Source organism: Pseudomonas sp. A125 (assembly GCF_055409485.1).
Window position 1 is genome coordinate 101776 of sequence record NZ_JBUZVP010000017.1, and the last position, 15902, is coordinate 117677.

Below are 15902 nucleotides of genomic sequence, written 5' to 3' on the forward strand. Positions count from 1 at the left end.
TGTGCAACATCTGGTAACGGCTCCGTTAAGCGCTACCAAATGTGAGTCCTTATCATTTGCCCTCTTTTTGCAAATGAGAGACCGCACCCATGTTGGCACCCAAGCGCCTCCTGACTGCCCTGGCACTTACCCTTATCGGCAGCACCACCGTGCAGGCGGCCGACGAAGTCGTGGTCTACTCCTCGCGTATCGACGAACTGATCAAGCCGGTGTTCGACGCCTACACCAAGAAGACCGGTGTGCAGGTGAAGTTCATCACCGACAAGGAAGCGCCGCTGATGCAGCGCATCAAGGCCGAAGGTGAAAACGCCACCGCCGACCTGCTGCTCACCGTCGACGCCGGCAACCTCTGGCAGGCCGAGCAGATGGGCATCCTGCAACCGTTCACCTCCGAAGTGATCGACAAGAATATCCCCCTTCAATACCGTTCTTCGGCCCATGCCTGGACCGGCTTGAGCCTGCGCGCGCGGACCATCGCCTACTCGACGGATCGCGTGAAGCCGGGCGACCTGACCACCTACGAGGCCCTGGCCGACAAACAGTGGGAAGGCCGCCTGTGCCTGCGCACGGCGAAGAAGGTCTACAACCAGTCGCTGACCGCCACGCTGATCGAAACCCACGGCGCGGCCAAGACCGAAGAAATCGTCAAGGGCTGGGTGAACAACCTGTCCACCGACGTGTTCTCCGATGACATCGCGGTGCTGGAGGCGATCAACGCCGGGCAGTGCGACGTCGGTATCGTCAACACCTACTACTACGGCCGCCTGCACAAGCAGAAGCCGGAACTGGCGGTGAAACTGTTCTGGCCGAACCAGGGCGACCGTGGGGTGCACGTCAACCTGTCGGGCATCGGCCTGACCAAACATGCACCGCACCCGGAAGCGGCCAAGGCGTTGGTTGAGTGGATGACTACGCCGCAAGCACAGAAGATCTTTGCGGATGTGAACCAGGAGTTCCCGGCCAACCCGGCGGTGCCGCCGTCGGCGGAAGTCGCGACCTGGGGCAAGTTTGTGGCCGACACATTGCCGGTGGAAGTGGCGGGCAAGCGTCAGGCCGAGGCGATTCGCTTGATGGATCGGGCTGGCTGGAACTAAGTACACTTTTCAAAGCGCCGCAAGACAGTGTGGGAGCTGGCTTGCCTGCGATAGCATCACCGCGGTTGTGACTGACACACCGAGGTGCCTGCATCGCGGCGGTGCGACGGTTCGACGAGCCCGGCTCCCACGCTGTTTTGTGGCGAGTTAAAAATATTACCCCCAGAGAACTGTTCCTTGGCCCATCCCGCCCAACGCCGCTGGTACCTGCCGGTCTTCACCGTCGCCGCCCTGGTGCTGCTGCCACTGAGCGTGCTGTTGCTGTCGTGGCAGAGCATCGATCAACAGATCTGGTCCCACCTGTGGGAAACCCAGATGCCGCGCCTGCTGGGCAACACCCTGACCCTGGTGCTGGGCGTCGGTGTGGGCGTCACGCTGCTGGGCGTCAGCCTGGCCTGGCTGACCAGCCTCTGCGAATTCCCTGGCCGGCGCTGGCTGGACTGGGCGTTGATGCTGCCTTTTGCGATTCCCGCCTATGTCCTGGCCTTCGTCTTCGTTGGCCTGCTGGATTTCGCCGGCCCGGTACAAACCCTGCTGCGCGATTGGTTCGGCACGGGGCTGCGGCTGCCGCGGGTACGCTCGACCAGCGGCGTGATCATCGTGCTGGTGCTGGTGTTCTATCCCTACGTTTATCTGCTGGCGCGCACCGCGTTTCTTGCCCAGGGCAAAGGGCTGATGGAGGCTGCTCGGGTATTGGGCCAATCACCGTGGCAAGCGTTCTGGCGCGTGGCCTTGCCCATGGCACGTCCCGCCATTGGTGCGGGCGTGGCCCTGGCGCTGATGGAAACCCTGGCGGATTTCGGCGCCGTTTCGGTGTTCAACTTCGACACCTTCACCACCGCCATCTACAAGACCTGGTACGGCTTTTTCAGCCTTTCCAGCGCGGCGCAACTTGCCAGCCTGTTGCTGTTGGTGGTGATGCTGGTGCTCTATGGCGAGCGCCGTGCCCGGGGCGCCAGCCGGCCGAGCAACGAGCGGCCACGCGCCAAGGCGCTGTACCACCTGCGCGGGTTCAAGGCGGTGGCGGCCAGCGGTTGGTGCGGCTTGGTGTTTGCCTGCGCGTTCGTGATCCCGATGCTGCAACTGGTGGCCTGGTTCTGGCAGCGTGGCCGCTTCGATCTGGATGAGCGCTACGCCGGGTTGATCGTCCATACCCTCTACTTGGGTGGCATGGCTGCCTTGATCACTGTCAGCGTGGCGCTGGTGCTGGCATTCGCTCATCGCCTGGCACCCACACGGGCCATCCGCTCAGGCATCAGCCTGGCAAACGTGGGCTACGCGCTGCCGGGCTCGGTGCTGGCGGTGTCGATCATGTTGGCGTTCAGCTACCTCGACCGGGAATGGGTGATTCCGTTGTCAGGCTGGCTGGGCGGGGCAGGCAAGCCACTGTTATTGGGCAGTTTGTCGGCCTTGTTGCTGGCTTATCTGGTGCGTTTCATTGCAGTGGCGTATGGGCCGCTGGAAAACAGCCTGGCGCGAATCCGCCCGTCCTTGCCTGAAGCGGCCCGCAGTCTGGGGGTCAGCGGCCCACGACTGTTTTGCAAAGTGTATCTGCCACTGTTGCTGCCAGGCACCCTGAGCGCGGCGCTGCTGGTGTTTGTCGATGTGCTCAAGGAAATGCCGGCGACCTTGCTCATGCGCCCGTTCGGCTGGGACACGCTGGCGGTGCGGATTTTCGAGATGACCAGTGAAGGGGAGTGGGCGCGGGCTTCGCTGCCAGCCTTGACCCTGGTGTTGGTGGGCCTGTTACCGGTCATCGGGCTGATCCGACGTTCGGCGCGACGAATCGGCTAGGTGCCAGTCCTACGGCTTGAGGCTACAATGCGCGGCATTCGGTGCGGTCGATCGTTCAGGTCGGGTCGCTGAGAGCGGCTACAGGCCTTGTATTTAAAGGCGTGTGGCCCGAACGGCAACCGTCCGCACCTTCGCCACGCCCGGAAGGAGAAACCCATGGGACAGCGCACGCCTCTGTATGACCTGCATCTCGCCCTAGGCGCGAAAATGGTCGATTTTGGCGGTTGGGATATGCCTTTGCACTACGGCTCGCAGGTTGAGGAGCACCATCAGGTGCGACGCGACTGCGGGGTGTTTGATGTATCCCATATGACCGTGATCGATATCACAGGCCCCCAGGCCAAGGAATGGCTCCAGTATTTGCTGGCCAATGATGTTGACCGCTTGCACAGCTGCGGCCGTGCGTTGTACAGCGCCATGCTCAACGAGCAGGGCGGCGTGGTGGACGACATGATCGTGTACCGCACCGAGGGCGGTTACCGGCTGGTGGTCAACGCCGCCACCCGTGACCAGGACATGGCCTGGATGCAGGCCCGGCTCGACGGCTATCAGGTGCAGCTTCACGAGCGGCCCGAACTGGCGATGCTCGCCATCCAAGGCCCGCATGCCCGGCAAAAGATCGCCGAGCTGGTGACCCAGTCCCGCGCCACCCTGATCCATCAGCTCAAGCCTTTTGAAGGCCTGGCTGACGGCGACTGGTTTATTGCGCGCACTGGCTACACGGGCGAAGACGGCCTGGAAATTGTCCTGCCGGCCGATCAGGCCCCGGCGTTTTTCAACGATCTGGTCGGCGCAGGCATTTCGCCCATCGGCCTCGGCGCCCGCGACACGCTGCGCCTTGAGGCCGGCATGAATCTCTACGGTCAGGACATTCACCAGGACGTATCGCCCCTGGCGGCGAACATGGCCTGGAGCATCGCCTGGGAGCCCGCCGCGCGCAATTTTATCGGCCGCGCTGCCCTGGAGGCTGAAAAAACCTCGGGTGTGAAGTTCAAGCTGGTGGGCCTGGTGCTGGAAGAACGCGGGGTTTTACGCGCTCATCAAGTGGTTCGCATCGCCAATGTTGGCGAAGGAGAGATCACCAGTGGTAGTTTCTCTCCTACGTTAAGCAAATCCATTGCCCTGGCGCGTGTGCCATCGGCGACTGCTGACCGGGCCGAGGTGGAAATCCGCGGCAAGTGGTACCCGGTTCGGGTGGTCAAGCCGACCTTCGTGCGCCATGGCAAAACATTGATTTAACCTTTCCGGCGGGCCAATGGCCGCTGACATTTTTCCTTGAGGACACAGACTATGAGCGATATCCCTGCCGACCTGCGTTTTGCCGAAAGTCACGAATGGGCCCGCCTGGAAGCTGACGGCAGCGTGACCGTCGGCATCTCGGACCATGCCCAGGAAGCATTGGGGGATGTGGTGTTTGTTGAGTTGACCGAAGTCGGCAACGTGTTCAAGGCGGCTGACCAGGCCGGCGTGGTTGAATCGGTGAAAGCCGCTTCGGATATCTACTCGCCAATTGCTGGCGAAGTGATCGCGGTGAACGACGCCTTGGGCGGCGAGCCCGAGCTGTTGAACTCCGACCCGTACGGCGCCTGGATCTTCAAGCTCAAGCCAAGCAACCCGGCTGACCTGGAAAAACTGCTGGACGCGGCCGGTTACAAGTCCGCCATCGGCGAGTGATGCCGTTGCGGGAGCCGGCAGCCGGCTCCCGCACAGGTTTTATCCGCGCTTCAATACCGCTTTGACCGCCGCTACCGAACGCTCTACGTCCGCTTTCGTCATCGCCGTGAACATCGGCAACGACACAATCAAACGCCCCACTTTTTCGGCTACCGGGAACATCCCTTCCTTGAATCCCTGCGCCTTGTACAAGCTCAACAGGTGGATCGGTGGGTAGTGATAGCCAATGCCGACACCATGGGCCTGCATCTGCTCCATGAACGTGGCGCGTGCCGGCAACCCGTCCTGGCGCTCCGGCAATACCAGCTGGAACAGGTGCCAGTTGCTGTTTTCGAAGTCTGCCGGTGGCAATTGCGCACCGTACTGCGCTTCAAAGTCACTGCCAAAGCATTCGAAGTAGTGCCGCGCCAGTTCCTGGCGATGAGCAGTGATCTTCTCGATATGCGCAAACTGCCCCAGGCCGATGGCCGCTGCGATATCAGTCATGTTGAACTTGCCGCCAAGCACATCCACGTCCAGGCCGTCGAAGCCGGTGCGGGTCACGCCTTGCAGGCGATATTTCTCGGCCAGGCGTGCTTCTTCAGCGTTGTTCAACACCAGGCAGCCGCCTTCAGACGACGTGATGTTCTTGTTCGCCTGGAAGCTGAACGATACGAAATCACCCGTGGCGCCAATCCGCTTGCCGTCCCAGCTGGAACCCAGGGCTTGGGCAGCATCTTCGACGATGCGCAGGTTGTACTTGTTGGCCAGCGCATACAGCAACGGCATGTCCAGCGGCAGGCCGGCCAGGTACACCGGGATAAGCGCCTTGGTGCGCGGCGTGATTGCTGCTTCCACCTGGGCCAGGTCGATGTTGCGGGTGACCGGGTCGATATCGGCGAACACGGGCGTGGCGCCGACCTCAAGAATCACGTTGGCAGTGGCAACCCATGAAATCGGCGTAGTGATGACTTCATCCCCAGGCCCGATACCGGCGATGCGCAAGGCAATCTCCATGGTGCAGGTGCCCGAGTTGAAGGTACGCACCGGGCGCCCGCCAAAGTATTCCGACAGCTGCGCTTCAAACGCCTGCACTTTCGGCCCGCTGGTGATCCAGCCGGAACGCAGGACATCGCCCACCGCCGAGATGGTGGCTTCATCAATGGTGGGCTTGGAAAACGGCAGAAAGGGCAGTTGGCTCATGACGTTGAAGGCATCCGTTTCAGAAAGGCGATGAGAAAAAAGCATAATTAATGCCGGGCATGGTTGCACGGCTCGACTGAATATAGCCTGTCGCCTGTGAATGAATCGTCGCCCTTTAAACAAAAATGCCGCCTGGAGAGCGGCATTCCCAGCGTCTGCGTCAGAAGGAAACGCGGGCCTCAAGAAACACATTCTGTTCCTTGAGCTTGCCTTTAAGCTGCTCGTCCCGGGCGTTTATCCGATTGGCGAAGGTGTTGTAGCCGGTTTCAATCCCGCCCATGTCCACATAACGCCAGCCGGTGCCGAGGGTAAGCGTTTCGCTGACCTTGGCGTCCAGCCCCAGGCCGACGCTGTAGGCAAAATTGTACTGGCGGTTGCTGGCGAAGCGACGGGTGTTATTGGTCTGGTAACCCTCGGCATCAATTTGCGCCAGGCCCACGCCGGCTGTGCCGTAAAACGATAACCAGTCGTTGATCGGGATGTTTTTATAACCATTTAGCATCAAGCGCTGGCTGTCGGCCCGCAGGCTATTGACGTTGGCATTGAACGGCGCCCAACGGGATTTGAAATTCGAATGGCTCGGCATGGTGTATTCCCCTTCCAGGCGCCAGCCATCGGCAAAGGCATAACCCACGGCGAATGAGCCGGTGAATGTCTTGCTGCTGTCGGGCGCTTCTACCCGGTCGGTGACGCGTGGGCTGGTCAACAGCGAGCTGGAGAGATTCTGGCGGGCGCTGTTGAGTTTTGCCGACCCATACCAGCCTTCCGCTTGGGCATAAGGGGTAGCAATTGCGGCGAGCAACAGGGCGCAAGATAGTTTTTGCATGGTCATCGATTCACTCGGTCTAAAAGGAATCGATAGCTTGTTGCTGGGGGCGCGGGCTGCTCGACAGGACTTTTCCTGTTTGAGTACTGAATCGCCAATGCTGGCTGTAGGAAAGCCGGGCAAAAAAATGCCGCTCTAAAGGAGCGGCATTTCTTACACAGCGATATTACTCGGAAGCAATGGCGTTTTTCGCCAGGATCGCGTTGGCCAGGTCCATGTCCGTGGCTTTGAGGCCAGGGTTATCGGCGCGAACCTTCTGCATTGCAGCTTCCAGGTACGGACCACGGATGCTGCCGTCGCTGGCGACGAAGCTACCGGCGTCGTCCTGCGCGGCGACCACCATTTTGTGGTCCTTGAAGGTCAGGTACGTCGAGCCGGTGGTGGCACCCGATGAGATGACGTTACGCCAAAAGCTGTCGGCCATGGCTGAACCGACAGGAAGGGAAAGCACGGCGAGGGTTGCGACAGCATATTTTAGACGCATGATGGGTGACTCCGACTGGGTTATCTGAACAGTTTGATTGTAGATAACCCAGCCGAGTTCCATGGCTGACTAAACAGTTTCGACCTTTAGAATGACGCCGTCCTGACCAGTGACACGTACATGTGCCCCGACAGGGGCGTCTGGCCCTGCCGCCATCCACACGCCATCGCCCACCTTGATCTTGCCCCGGCCCTCGATAATTGCCTGATGCACTACAAAGGTGCGGCCGATCAGCTCTGAGCCACGCATGTTTAGCCCCGGCTGGTCGCTGACCTTGGCGCTGCTGCGCTGGCGTCGCCACCAGTACACCGCCGTCAGGATCGACAACACCGCAAACAGCAGCAGTTGCCACTCCAGCCCCAGGCTGGGTACCAGGAACTTGATCACGCCCACGGCGGCGGCGGCGATGCCCATCCACAGCAGATAACCACCGGCGCCGAACACTTCAAGGATCAACAGCACCGTGCCCAGTGCCAGCCAGTCCCAAAACGACAGGTGCTGCAGGAATTCCCACATGGTGCGTGCCTCAGGCTTTCTTGTTGTCGAAGGTGGCCTTGACGATCTCGCCGATGCCGCCGACAGCGCCAATCACCTGGCTGGCTTCCAGTGGCATCAGGATCACCTTGCTGTTGTTGGCCGAGGCCAGCTTGCCCAGCGCGTCGATGTATTTCTGGGCGACAAAGTAGTTGATGGCCTGCACGTTACCGGTAGCGATCGCTTCCGATACCACTTGAGTGGCGCGGGCTTCTGCCTCGGCCTGACGTTCGCGGGCTTCGGATTCCAGGAACGCGGCCTGACGACCACCTTCGGCCTCCAGGATCTGCGCCTGCTTCTTGCCTTCGGCGGTCAGGATCGCGGAGGCGCGCAGGCCTTCGGCTTCGAGGATCTGCGCACGCTTGATCCGCTCGGCCTTCATCTGGCCGGACATGGCGGCCATCAGGTCGGCAGGCGGGCTGATGTCCTTGATCTCGATCCGGGTGATCTTGATGCCCCACGGTGCGGTGGCTTCGTCGACGGTGCGCAGCAGTTTTTCGTTGATGCCGTCACGCTGGCTGAGCATCGCGTCCAGCTCCATGGAGCCGAGTACGGTACGGATGTTGGTTTGCAGCAGGTTGCGGATGGCGTGTTCGAGGTTGTTCACCTCGTAGGCGGCCTGGGCGGTATTGACCACCTGGAAGAAGCACACGGCGTCGATCTGTACGGTGGCGTTGTCGGCGGTGATGACTTCCTGGGGCGGAATATCCAGCACGCTTTCCATCACGTTGATCTTGCGCCCGATACGGTCCATGACCGGAATGATGATGTTCAAGCCCGGCTTGAGGGTGTTGGTGTAGCGGCCGAAACGCTCGACTGTCCACTGGTAACCCTGGGGGACCACCTTGAACCCCATGAAGAGGATGGCAACGGCCAAGCCTACAAATAGAAGCAGTACGGTTCCGATCTGCATAACGATTCCTTGTCTGGTGTTGGCGATAAAGCGAGGTTTGGCCGAGTGTAACGGTGTTGTCACGGATAAGAACGGTTTACCGGCCCATCCATCAAGGGATTTGTTTCTGAATCCCCAGGCGTCACTCGCAGCACCTCCTCCAGTGTTGTCAGCCCGGCCATTACCTTGCGGATACCGGCAGCCCGCAAGCTGCACATTCCTTGCTCAAGGGCCATATGGCGCACGGCCTGGATGTCGGTGCCCGAGGTGACCAATGACTTGAGCTGGTCATTCATCAGCATGACCTCGTAGATCCCGGCGCGGCCCCGATAACCGCTCTCCCGGCAGTCTGCGCAACCTACGGCCTGGTGAGCCTGCCCGGCGGGCCGCTTGCAGTGCGGGCACAACAGCCGTACCAGGCGCTGGGCCATCACCCCCAGCAACGTTGCATTGATCAGGTAATGAGGGATGCCCAGTTCCAACAAGCGAGTGATGGCTCCGGGCGCATCGTTGGTGTGCAGCGTGGACAACACCAGGTGCCCGGTCAGCGCCGCCTGGATGGCCATTTCTGCCGTTTCCAGGTCGCGAATCTCGCCAATCATGATGATGTCCGGGTCCTGGCGCATCAGGGCGCGGACGCCGCTGGCAAAGGTCAGGTCGATGTTGTACTGGACCTGCATCTGGTTGAAGGCCGGCTCGACCATTTCGATCGGGTCTTCGACGGTACACAGGTTGACCTCCCGGGTCGCCAGTTGCTTGAGCGTGGTGTACAGCGTGCTGGTCTTGCCCGAACCGGTGGGGCCGGTGACCAGGATGATGCCGTTGGCCTGGCCGGTCATGGATTGCCAGCGTTGCAGGTCGTCGCTGGAAAGCCCCAGCTGCTGGAAATCCTTGTGCAGCACCTGGGGGTCAAAAATTCGCATCACCAGCTTTTCGCCGAAGGCTGTGGGCAAGGTCGACAGGCGCAGTTCCACTTCACCGCCCGCCGGGCTTTTGGTCTTCACACGGCCGTCCTGGGGTTTGCGTTTTTCCGCTACGTTCATCCGGCCCAGGCTTTTCAGGCGGCTGACCACCGCCACCGTCACCTGGGACGGGAATTGATAGACGTCGTGCAGCAGGCCATCGATGCGAAACCGCACGCGACCCTGATCGCACCCGGGTTCGATATGGATATCACTGGCCCGCTGGCTAAAGGCGTACTGCAACAGCCAGTCGACAATATTGACGATGTGCGCGTCGTTGGCGTCTGGCTCCTGGTCGCTGGCGCCGAGGTTGAGCAGTTGCTCGATGTTGGATGTGCCGGACGTTTTTTGATCAATGGCGCCACTGACCGATTTCGCCAGCCGGTAAAACTCGACGGTGCAGCGCTGGATATCCCTGGGGTTGGCCAGCACCCGCCTGATGGAGCGCTTCAACACTTGGGACAGGCCTGCTTCCCAGCTGCTCACGTAGGGTTGGGCGCTGGCGACTGTGACGTTGTGGGCGTCGACCGCGACGGCGAGGATCTTGTGCCGCTGGGCGAAGGCATAGGACATCAGGGGCACCACCGCCGCGACATCAATCTTCAGCGGGTCGATACGCAGGTAAGGCTGGCCGCAGTGCCGGGCGAGCCATTCGGTCAGCATTTCCAGAGGTGGCCCATGGCTGGCGATGCATTCCAGGGGATGCAGCGCGCTGTTCGTCGGTAGGGCCAGGTCGGCGGGCACCAGGCCCTGGTCGATCAGGGCGGGCAACAACTGATGGATTTCCAGCCAGCGATCCTGCGGATTTGACGCAACGGACATGGTGACGTTCCTGGGCAAAGGTTAGGCATGTCCTCAGGCTAGTCACCCTGTGCGCTTCGGCGGCCGGGCTTTATTGCAGGCTTTTACTGACCGGTCGCTTGCACCGCCAGAGACCGCGCGGCATCAGCTGGGCGCAGTTCCAGCGAGCACACACTGATCAGGTTACGAAGTTTTTCACCAATCACCTGGGCACGGTGCCAGCTCAGGCCATCCATCACGATATCGATCGCCAGCAGGTCGTCTTCGCGCTGCACGTTCACTTGCTGGGGAACCAGAAACTGCAGGGCAAAGTAGTTGAGTACCCGGCACAACACGTCGGGCTCGGCCTCGGCCAGGATTTGATAGTGCGCCTGGCAGTGGGCATTGCTGACAGCCCAGGCATCGACGCGTGGGGCGTGGTTGGCGGCTTCGACGATGTGCATGTTGGCTCTCCGGATTCGACTGTAGAAATTTTTACATTCCACGCGGGAGATTTCTTATCTAAAAAAGCCCAAATGGACTTATAAGAGAATCACGCAATTCCAAAAAGCATCATTAGCAGGTATTTCTATGCACAGTGAGTTGGACATATACGACCGCCGCATCCTGGCGCTGTTGCAGGAAGACGCTTCGCTTTCCAGCGCGCAGATTGCCGAGCAGGTCGGCCTGTCGCAGTCGCCGTGCTGGCGCCGGATTCAGCGGCTGAAAGAGGAGGGTGTGATTCGCGGCCAGGTCACCCTGCTGGATCGCAAGAAAATCGGCCTCAACACGCAGATTTTTGCCGAGGTAAAACTTAACGCCCACGGCCGTTCCAACTTCACTGAATTCACCGAAGCGATTCGCGGCTTTCCAGAAGTGTTGGAGTGTTATGTGTTGATGGGAGCGGTGGATTTTTTGCTGCGGATTGTCACGTCGGACATTGAGGCGTATGAGCGGTTTTTCTTCGAAAAGCTGTCGATGGTGCCGGGGATTCAGGAGGTCAACTCGATAGTGGCCTTGTCGCAGATCAAGTCCACCACGAGTTTGCCGGTGTTGCGCGGATAGTGGCCATAGCCTGATCTTAGTGGCGAGGGAGCTTGCTCCCGCTGGACCGGGCTGGCGCTCCAGCCCGCAGCGCTCCCAAGATTTTGGGGCCGCTACGCAGCCCAGCGGGAGCAAGCTCCCTCGCCACAACGGGGTTACAGGCGCAGCAGGGTTTTCCAGGCGCGATTCTGATACACCGCGATTGCCTGATGCATCCGTGCATCCAGCGACTCATCGGTGATCGGCTGGTTGGCCAGGTGCGCCAGTTTGTTCAGCTCGCCATACAGACGATCCAGCTCGGCGATATCCAGCACGTGGCGTGCATGGTGCAGCCAGGCCAGGATGCGTTCGATACGCGGCAGTTGCTCGGCCAAGTCTTCCGGCTGTTGCTGGTAGCGCGGCAGTTGCAGGGCTACGGCGTCGTCGGCCAGCAGGCGCGGCAGCCAGTTGGCGATTTGTGCAGCGCCCTGGCGGTTGCCACGCACGTTGCGATCCGCCGCCCAGGTGCGGGCCAGCAGCCAGCGGGAGGTGGTCAGGGAGAACAAACCCCAGCGCACGTCTTCGAGTTCTTCGGCGAACTGTTCGGGCGCGGCCTTGCGGATGTCTTCATCGTCGTCACCGGCCAGGACCAGCGGGCGCCAGTCTTCCAGCAAGGCGTCCAGTGCGGCGCGCAGTTCGCTGGTGGATTGGCGCGGAGCGGCCTGGCCGAGGCTGCCGAGCAGAGCGCGCAGTTCGCCAAGGTTTTCCACCCAGTCTTGCAACAGACGCCAGTGGCCATTGAAACGGTATTGCTCGGCCAGGCGCTGGCTGCTGCCCAAAAGGTGCCACATGACAGCGGCAAATGCGTCGTCCAGCGGCATTTCGGCGTGTAGCTCCGGCGCCGGCAGGCTCAGTGAGTAGCTGTTGGCGTCGAACAGGCGATAACCACGCTCGGCCTTGCTGATATCACATGGCATCAGCGCCAGGGTCGCGGCCAGTTCAGCAGCCAACTCCAGCAGGGCGGCCGGGTCGCCTTCGCGCAGTTCCAGTTCGAGCTCGCAGATTTCTTCTTTCTGCTTGCCCGCAACCACGTGGCCCAGGTCCAGGGCGGCTTCGATCACGACCTTGGTCTTGCCGCGGCCCCAGGCGATTTCGGCGCGTTCACGCACGAAATCGGTGGTGAAGATCGGCTTGAGGGTTTTTTTGTCCAGCTCGGCCAGTTGCTCGGGCCAACATTCGCCGTCGAGCTTCTTCACGTCGAGCTTGGCTTTGGCCAGGTCCCAGTTGTATTCATTGCGTTCCGACAAGCCGGCGACGCTCTGGCCACGGGTCTTGAGGGTCTGGATCACTTCGTCGCCGTCTTTGCGCAGGCGCAGCGCCACTTTGGCCTGGGCCAGGTCGCGCTCCGGGGTGTCGAAGTACTGGTTCATCAACTCACGGCGTTCCCAGCCACTTTTGTTGCGTTTTTTCAGTAACGGGTGCTCACGCAGCGCGGCGAGGGTTTCGCGGCTGACGCGGAGCTTGATTTCGGTTTCTTTCTGCATGGCCGGAAAATCCAGGATCGGGAGCGCAGCCGGGGAAATGTGTGGCTGCCAAGGTCGTGCAGTGTACAGGACTGAGCCCGGCAACGTGCCGCAACGGTTTATTGTGTCGTGCAGATGGCTCTATGATGGGGCTCGTCCGGGAAGTTGAGAGACCGCGCATGCCTTTACCGTCCATGAAAGAACAGTTCGCCGCGCTGATTGCCGCGCCTTCGGTCAGTTGCACCCAGGCCTCTCTCGACCAATCCAACCGCCCGGTGATCGACTTGCTGGCCACCTGGCTGGGAGACTTGGGCTTTGCCTGCGATATCCAGCAGGTCAGCCCCGGCAAATTCAACCTGTTGGCGAGTTTCGGCACCGGCCCTGGTGGCCTGGTGCTGGCGGGGCACAGTGACACCGTGCCGTATGACGGTGCGCTGTGGCAGACAGATCCGCTCAAGCTGACAGAAGTCGACGGTCGCTGGGTAGGGCTGGGCAGCTGTGACATGAAGGGCTTTTTTGCCCTGGTGATCGAAGCGGTCCAGCCGTTATTGGACCAACCCTTCAAGCAACCGCTGCTGATCCTCGCCACGTGCGACGAAGAAAGCTCCATGGCCGGTGCACGTGCGCTGGCTGAGGCGGGCCGTCCTTTAGGTCGCGCGGCGGTGATCGGTGAACCCACTGGCCTCAAGCCCATCCGCCTGCACAAAGGCGTGATGATGGAGCGCATCGATATTCTCGGGCGCAGCGGCCATTCGTCGGATCCAAGCCTGGGCCACAGCGCCCTGGAAGCGATGCACGACGCTATCGGCGAGCTGCGGGGCCTGCGACTGGCCTGGCAACGCGAATACCGCAACCCACAGTTCAGCGTGCCGCAACCGACCATGAACTTCGGCTGCATTCACGGTGGCGATAACCCCAACCGTATCTGTGGCCAGTGCTCGCTGGAGTTCGACTTGCGGCCCTTGCCGGGCATGGATCCAGAGGTATTACGCGCTGCCATCCGGCAGAAGCTTGAACCCTTGGCCGAACGCCATCAGGTGAAGATCGACTACGCGCCGTTGTTCCCGGAAGTACCGCCGTTCGAGCAGGCCGAGGATGCCGAGTTGGTGCGGGTGGCTGAACGACTTACCGGTCATCGCGCCGAAGCAGTAGCGTTCGGCACCGAAGCGCCTTATCTTCAGCGCCTTGGTTGCGAAACCCTGGTACTTGGCCCCGGCGATATCGCCTGCGCCCACCAGCCCGGCGAGTACCTTGAAATGTCACGCTTGACGCCTACAGTGCGTCTATTGCGGGAACTGATTCAACATTACTGCTTGAAGCCTGCATAAATTAACCCCTGCCCATCCGTACATAGAAGGAGAGCGAGCGTGTCGCCAAGCCTGTTCCGACGATAACCAACAGCCCGCTGTGCGTTTTCACGATTCATCCTTTTTTGGCTGCTTTTTATTACAGGCCCAGGTTTTATGCCCGAATACGTCAATTGGCTTCGTCACGCTTCGCCTTACATCAATGCCCACCGCGATTGCACCTTCGTCGTCATGCTGCCCGGCGACGGTGTGGAGCATCCGAACTTCGGCAATATCGTCCACGACCTGGTGCTGCTCCACAGCCTGGGCGTGCGGCTGGTGCTGGTCCATGGTTCGCGCCCGCAAATCGAAACCCGCCTCGCCGCCCGCGGCCTGACCCCGGCTTACCACGAAGGCTTGCGCATCACCGATGCCGCGACGCTTGAGTGTGTGATCGATGCGGTGGGCCATCTGCGTATCGCCATCGAAGCGCGGCTGTCCATGGACATGGCGTCTTCGCCCATGCAGGGCTCGCGCCTGCGGGTGGCCAGCGGCAACCTGGTGACGGCGCGCCCGATCGGCGTGCTTGAAGGTGTCGACTATCACCACACTGGCGAAGTGCGCCGCGTCGACCGCAAGGGTATTAACCGCCTGCTGGACGAGCGCTCCATCGTGCTGCTGTCGCCGTTGGGTTACTCGCCCACCGGGGAAATCTTCAACCTCGCCTGCGAAGACGTCGCCACCCGCGCCGCCATCGACCTGGGTGCAGACAAGTTGCTGCTGTTCGGCGCTGACCTTGGCCTGATCGACGAACACGGCAGGCTGGTGCGTGAGCTGCGGCCGCAACAGGTGCCCGCGCACCTGCAACGCCTGGGCAACAACTACCAGGCCGAGCTGTTGGACGCGGCAGCCGAGGCTTGCCGTGGTGGTGTAGGGCGCAGCCATATTGTCAGTTATGCCGAAGATGGTGCCCTGCTCACCGAGCTGTTCACCCGGGACGGTGGCGGTACGCTGGTGGCCCAGGAACAGTTCGAATTGGTACGCGAAGCGGCGATTGAAGACGTCGGCGGCTTGCTGGACCTGATCAGCCCGCTGGAAGAACAGGGGATTCTGGTGCGCCGTTCCCGGGAAGTGCTGGAGCGGGAAATCGAGCAGTTCAGCGTGGTAGAGCGCGAGGGCATGATCATCGCCTGTGCGGCGCTGTATCAGATTGCCGACTCGGACGCAGGCGAGCTGGCGTGCCTGGCAGTGAACCCGGAGTACCGCCATGGCGGCCGTGGTGATGAGTTGCTGGAGCGCATCGAGACTCGTGCCCGGGCCCAGGGCTTGAAGACATTATTTGTACTGACCACCCGCACGGCGCACTGGTTTCGCGAGCGTGGTTTTGTGCCGAGTACCGTAGACCGCCTGCCATCGGCGCGGGCGTCGCTGTACAACTATCAGCGTAATTCGAAGATTTTCGAAAAGGCGTTGTAAGCCTGAAGGGGCGAGGGGGCAACCCTCTCGCCTGTCAATTTGGCGAGTCTGACGTCCGCCCCGGACGCGATGACTTTGAATGCCAGGTTTGCTGATTTGTCCACATAACTGACATCAAAATGACATTATCGCGCTGTACGGTGAGGTGGATTGCTGGGACGGCGAAAAATTTCATCGATACAAAAACTGTAACAAATTGACGGAATGATGTGCGTTTGGCCATGATGGCGTCGCGTTTTTGATCGTGAGTGACGTATGACCCATTTTGGTCAACACAAAATGATCTAAAAAAACGTAGAGACATACTCTTCAGGAACACCCTTATGGAGCGGTACTGCCTCAATGGCTTGGCCGCCCCATGGAAAGTCTTAT

The 15902-nt window shown here is 60.8% G+C and carries 15 protein-coding genes; 7 read left to right on the forward strand and 8 right to left on the reverse strand.

Features of this window, described 5'->3' with window-relative positions:
- The first annotated feature begins 89 nt into the window (after positions 1–89).
- From ACZRN6_RS22490 to gcvH, 4 genes are all read left to right on the forward strand, one after another.
- The gene (locus ACZRN6_RS22490) at positions 90–1094 is read left to right on the forward strand and encodes an extracellular solute-binding protein (protein ID WP_322148238.1); all 1005 of its coding nucleotides are present in this window, start codon (positions 90–92) and stop codon (positions 1092–1094) included.
- A 177-nt stretch (positions 1095–1271) separates the two neighbouring features.
- The gene (locus ACZRN6_RS22495) at positions 1272–2888 is read left to right on the forward strand and encodes an ABC transporter permease (RefSeq protein ID WP_464008868.1); all 1617 of its coding nucleotides are present in this window, start codon (positions 1272–1274) and stop codon (positions 2886–2888) included.
- Positions 2889–3044: 156 nt separating this feature from the next.
- Positions 3045–4127 (forward strand): glycine cleavage system aminomethyltransferase GcvT, encoded by a 1083-nt coding sequence (gene gcvT, locus ACZRN6_RS22500; protein ID WP_464008869.1) that lies wholly within the window; start codon positions 3045–3047, stop codon positions 4125–4127.
- A gap of 51 nt (positions 4128–4178) precedes the next feature.
- A complete protein-coding gene (gcvH, locus tag ACZRN6_RS22505; RefSeq protein WP_322148234.1) occupies positions 4179–4562 on the forward strand; it encodes a glycine cleavage system protein GcvH in 384 nt (127 codons plus the stop codon).
- A gap of 39 nt (positions 4563–4601) precedes the next feature.
- On the opposite strand, the gene ACZRN6_RS22510 is transcribed toward gcvH, so the two are convergent.
- The 7 genes from ACZRN6_RS22510 to ACZRN6_RS22540 form a co-directional block, all read right to left on the reverse strand.
- Positions 4602–5744 (reverse strand): DegT/DnrJ/EryC1/StrS family aminotransferase, encoded by a 1143-nt coding sequence (locus ACZRN6_RS22510; protein ID WP_464008870.1) that lies wholly within the window; start codon positions 5742–5744, stop codon positions 4602–4604.
- 160 nt (positions 5745–5904) lie between these two features.
- The gene (locus ACZRN6_RS22515) at positions 5905–6576 is read right to left on the reverse strand and encodes an outer membrane protein (RefSeq protein WP_322148232.1); all 672 of its coding nucleotides are present in this window, start codon (positions 6574–6576) and stop codon (positions 5905–5907) included.
- A gap of 160 nt (positions 6577–6736) precedes the next feature.
- Positions 6737–7054 carry a DUF2388 domain-containing protein gene (locus tag ACZRN6_RS22520; protein ID WP_010167882.1) on the reverse strand — a complete coding sequence of 106 codons (318 nt, stop codon included), beginning with the start codon at positions 7052–7054 and terminating at the stop codon, positions 6737–6739.
- Between the two features lie 69 nt (positions 7055–7123).
- The gene (locus tag ACZRN6_RS22525) at positions 7124–7570 is read right to left on the reverse strand and encodes an NfeD family protein (RefSeq protein WP_322148231.1); all 447 of its coding nucleotides are present in this window, start codon (positions 7568–7570) and stop codon (positions 7124–7126) included.
- 10 nt (positions 7571–7580) lie between these two features.
- On the reverse strand, positions 7581–8501 hold the full coding sequence (locus ACZRN6_RS22530) for an SPFH domain-containing protein (RefSeq protein WP_003213925.1): 921 nt from the start codon (positions 8499–8501) through the stop codon (positions 7581–7583).
- A 59-nt stretch (positions 8502–8560) separates the two neighbouring features.
- Entirely contained in the window at positions 8561–10264 is a 1704-nt protein-coding gene (locus ACZRN6_RS22535; RefSeq protein ID WP_464008871.1) for a GspE/PulE family protein, read from the reverse strand.
- A gap of 83 nt (positions 10265–10347) precedes the next feature.
- Positions 10348–10686, reverse strand: coding sequence for a hypothetical protein (locus tag ACZRN6_RS22540; protein ID WP_322148229.1), 339 nt, complete (start codon positions 10684–10686; stop codon positions 10348–10350).
- Positions 10687–10813: 127 nt separating this feature from the next.
- On the opposite strand from ACZRN6_RS22540, the gene ACZRN6_RS22545 reads away from it, so the two are divergent.
- Positions 10814–11287, forward strand: coding sequence for an Lrp/AsnC family transcriptional regulator (locus ACZRN6_RS22545; protein WP_322148228.1), 474 nt, complete (start codon positions 10814–10816; stop codon positions 11285–11287).
- Between the two features lie 134 nt (positions 11288–11421).
- Here the strand turns inward: ACZRN6_RS22545 and ACZRN6_RS22550 are convergent, their stop codons facing one another.
- Positions 11422–12789 (reverse strand): CYTH domain-containing protein, encoded by a 1368-nt coding sequence (locus ACZRN6_RS22550; protein WP_322148227.1) that lies wholly within the window; start codon positions 12787–12789, stop codon positions 11422–11424.
- 158 nt (positions 12790–12947) lie between these two features.
- Between ACZRN6_RS22550 and argE the strand changes: the two genes are divergently transcribed.
- Positions 12948–14096 carry an acetylornithine deacetylase gene (argE, locus tag ACZRN6_RS22555; RefSeq protein WP_322148226.1) on the forward strand — a complete coding sequence of 383 codons (1149 nt, stop codon included), beginning with the start codon at positions 12948–12950 and terminating at the stop codon, positions 14094–14096.
- 135 nt (positions 14097–14231) lie between these two features.
- Entirely contained in the window at positions 14232–15530 is a 1299-nt protein-coding gene (gene argA, locus ACZRN6_RS22560; RefSeq protein ID WP_003213914.1) for an amino-acid N-acetyltransferase, read from the forward strand.
- Positions 15531–15902: the final 372 nt, after the last annotated feature.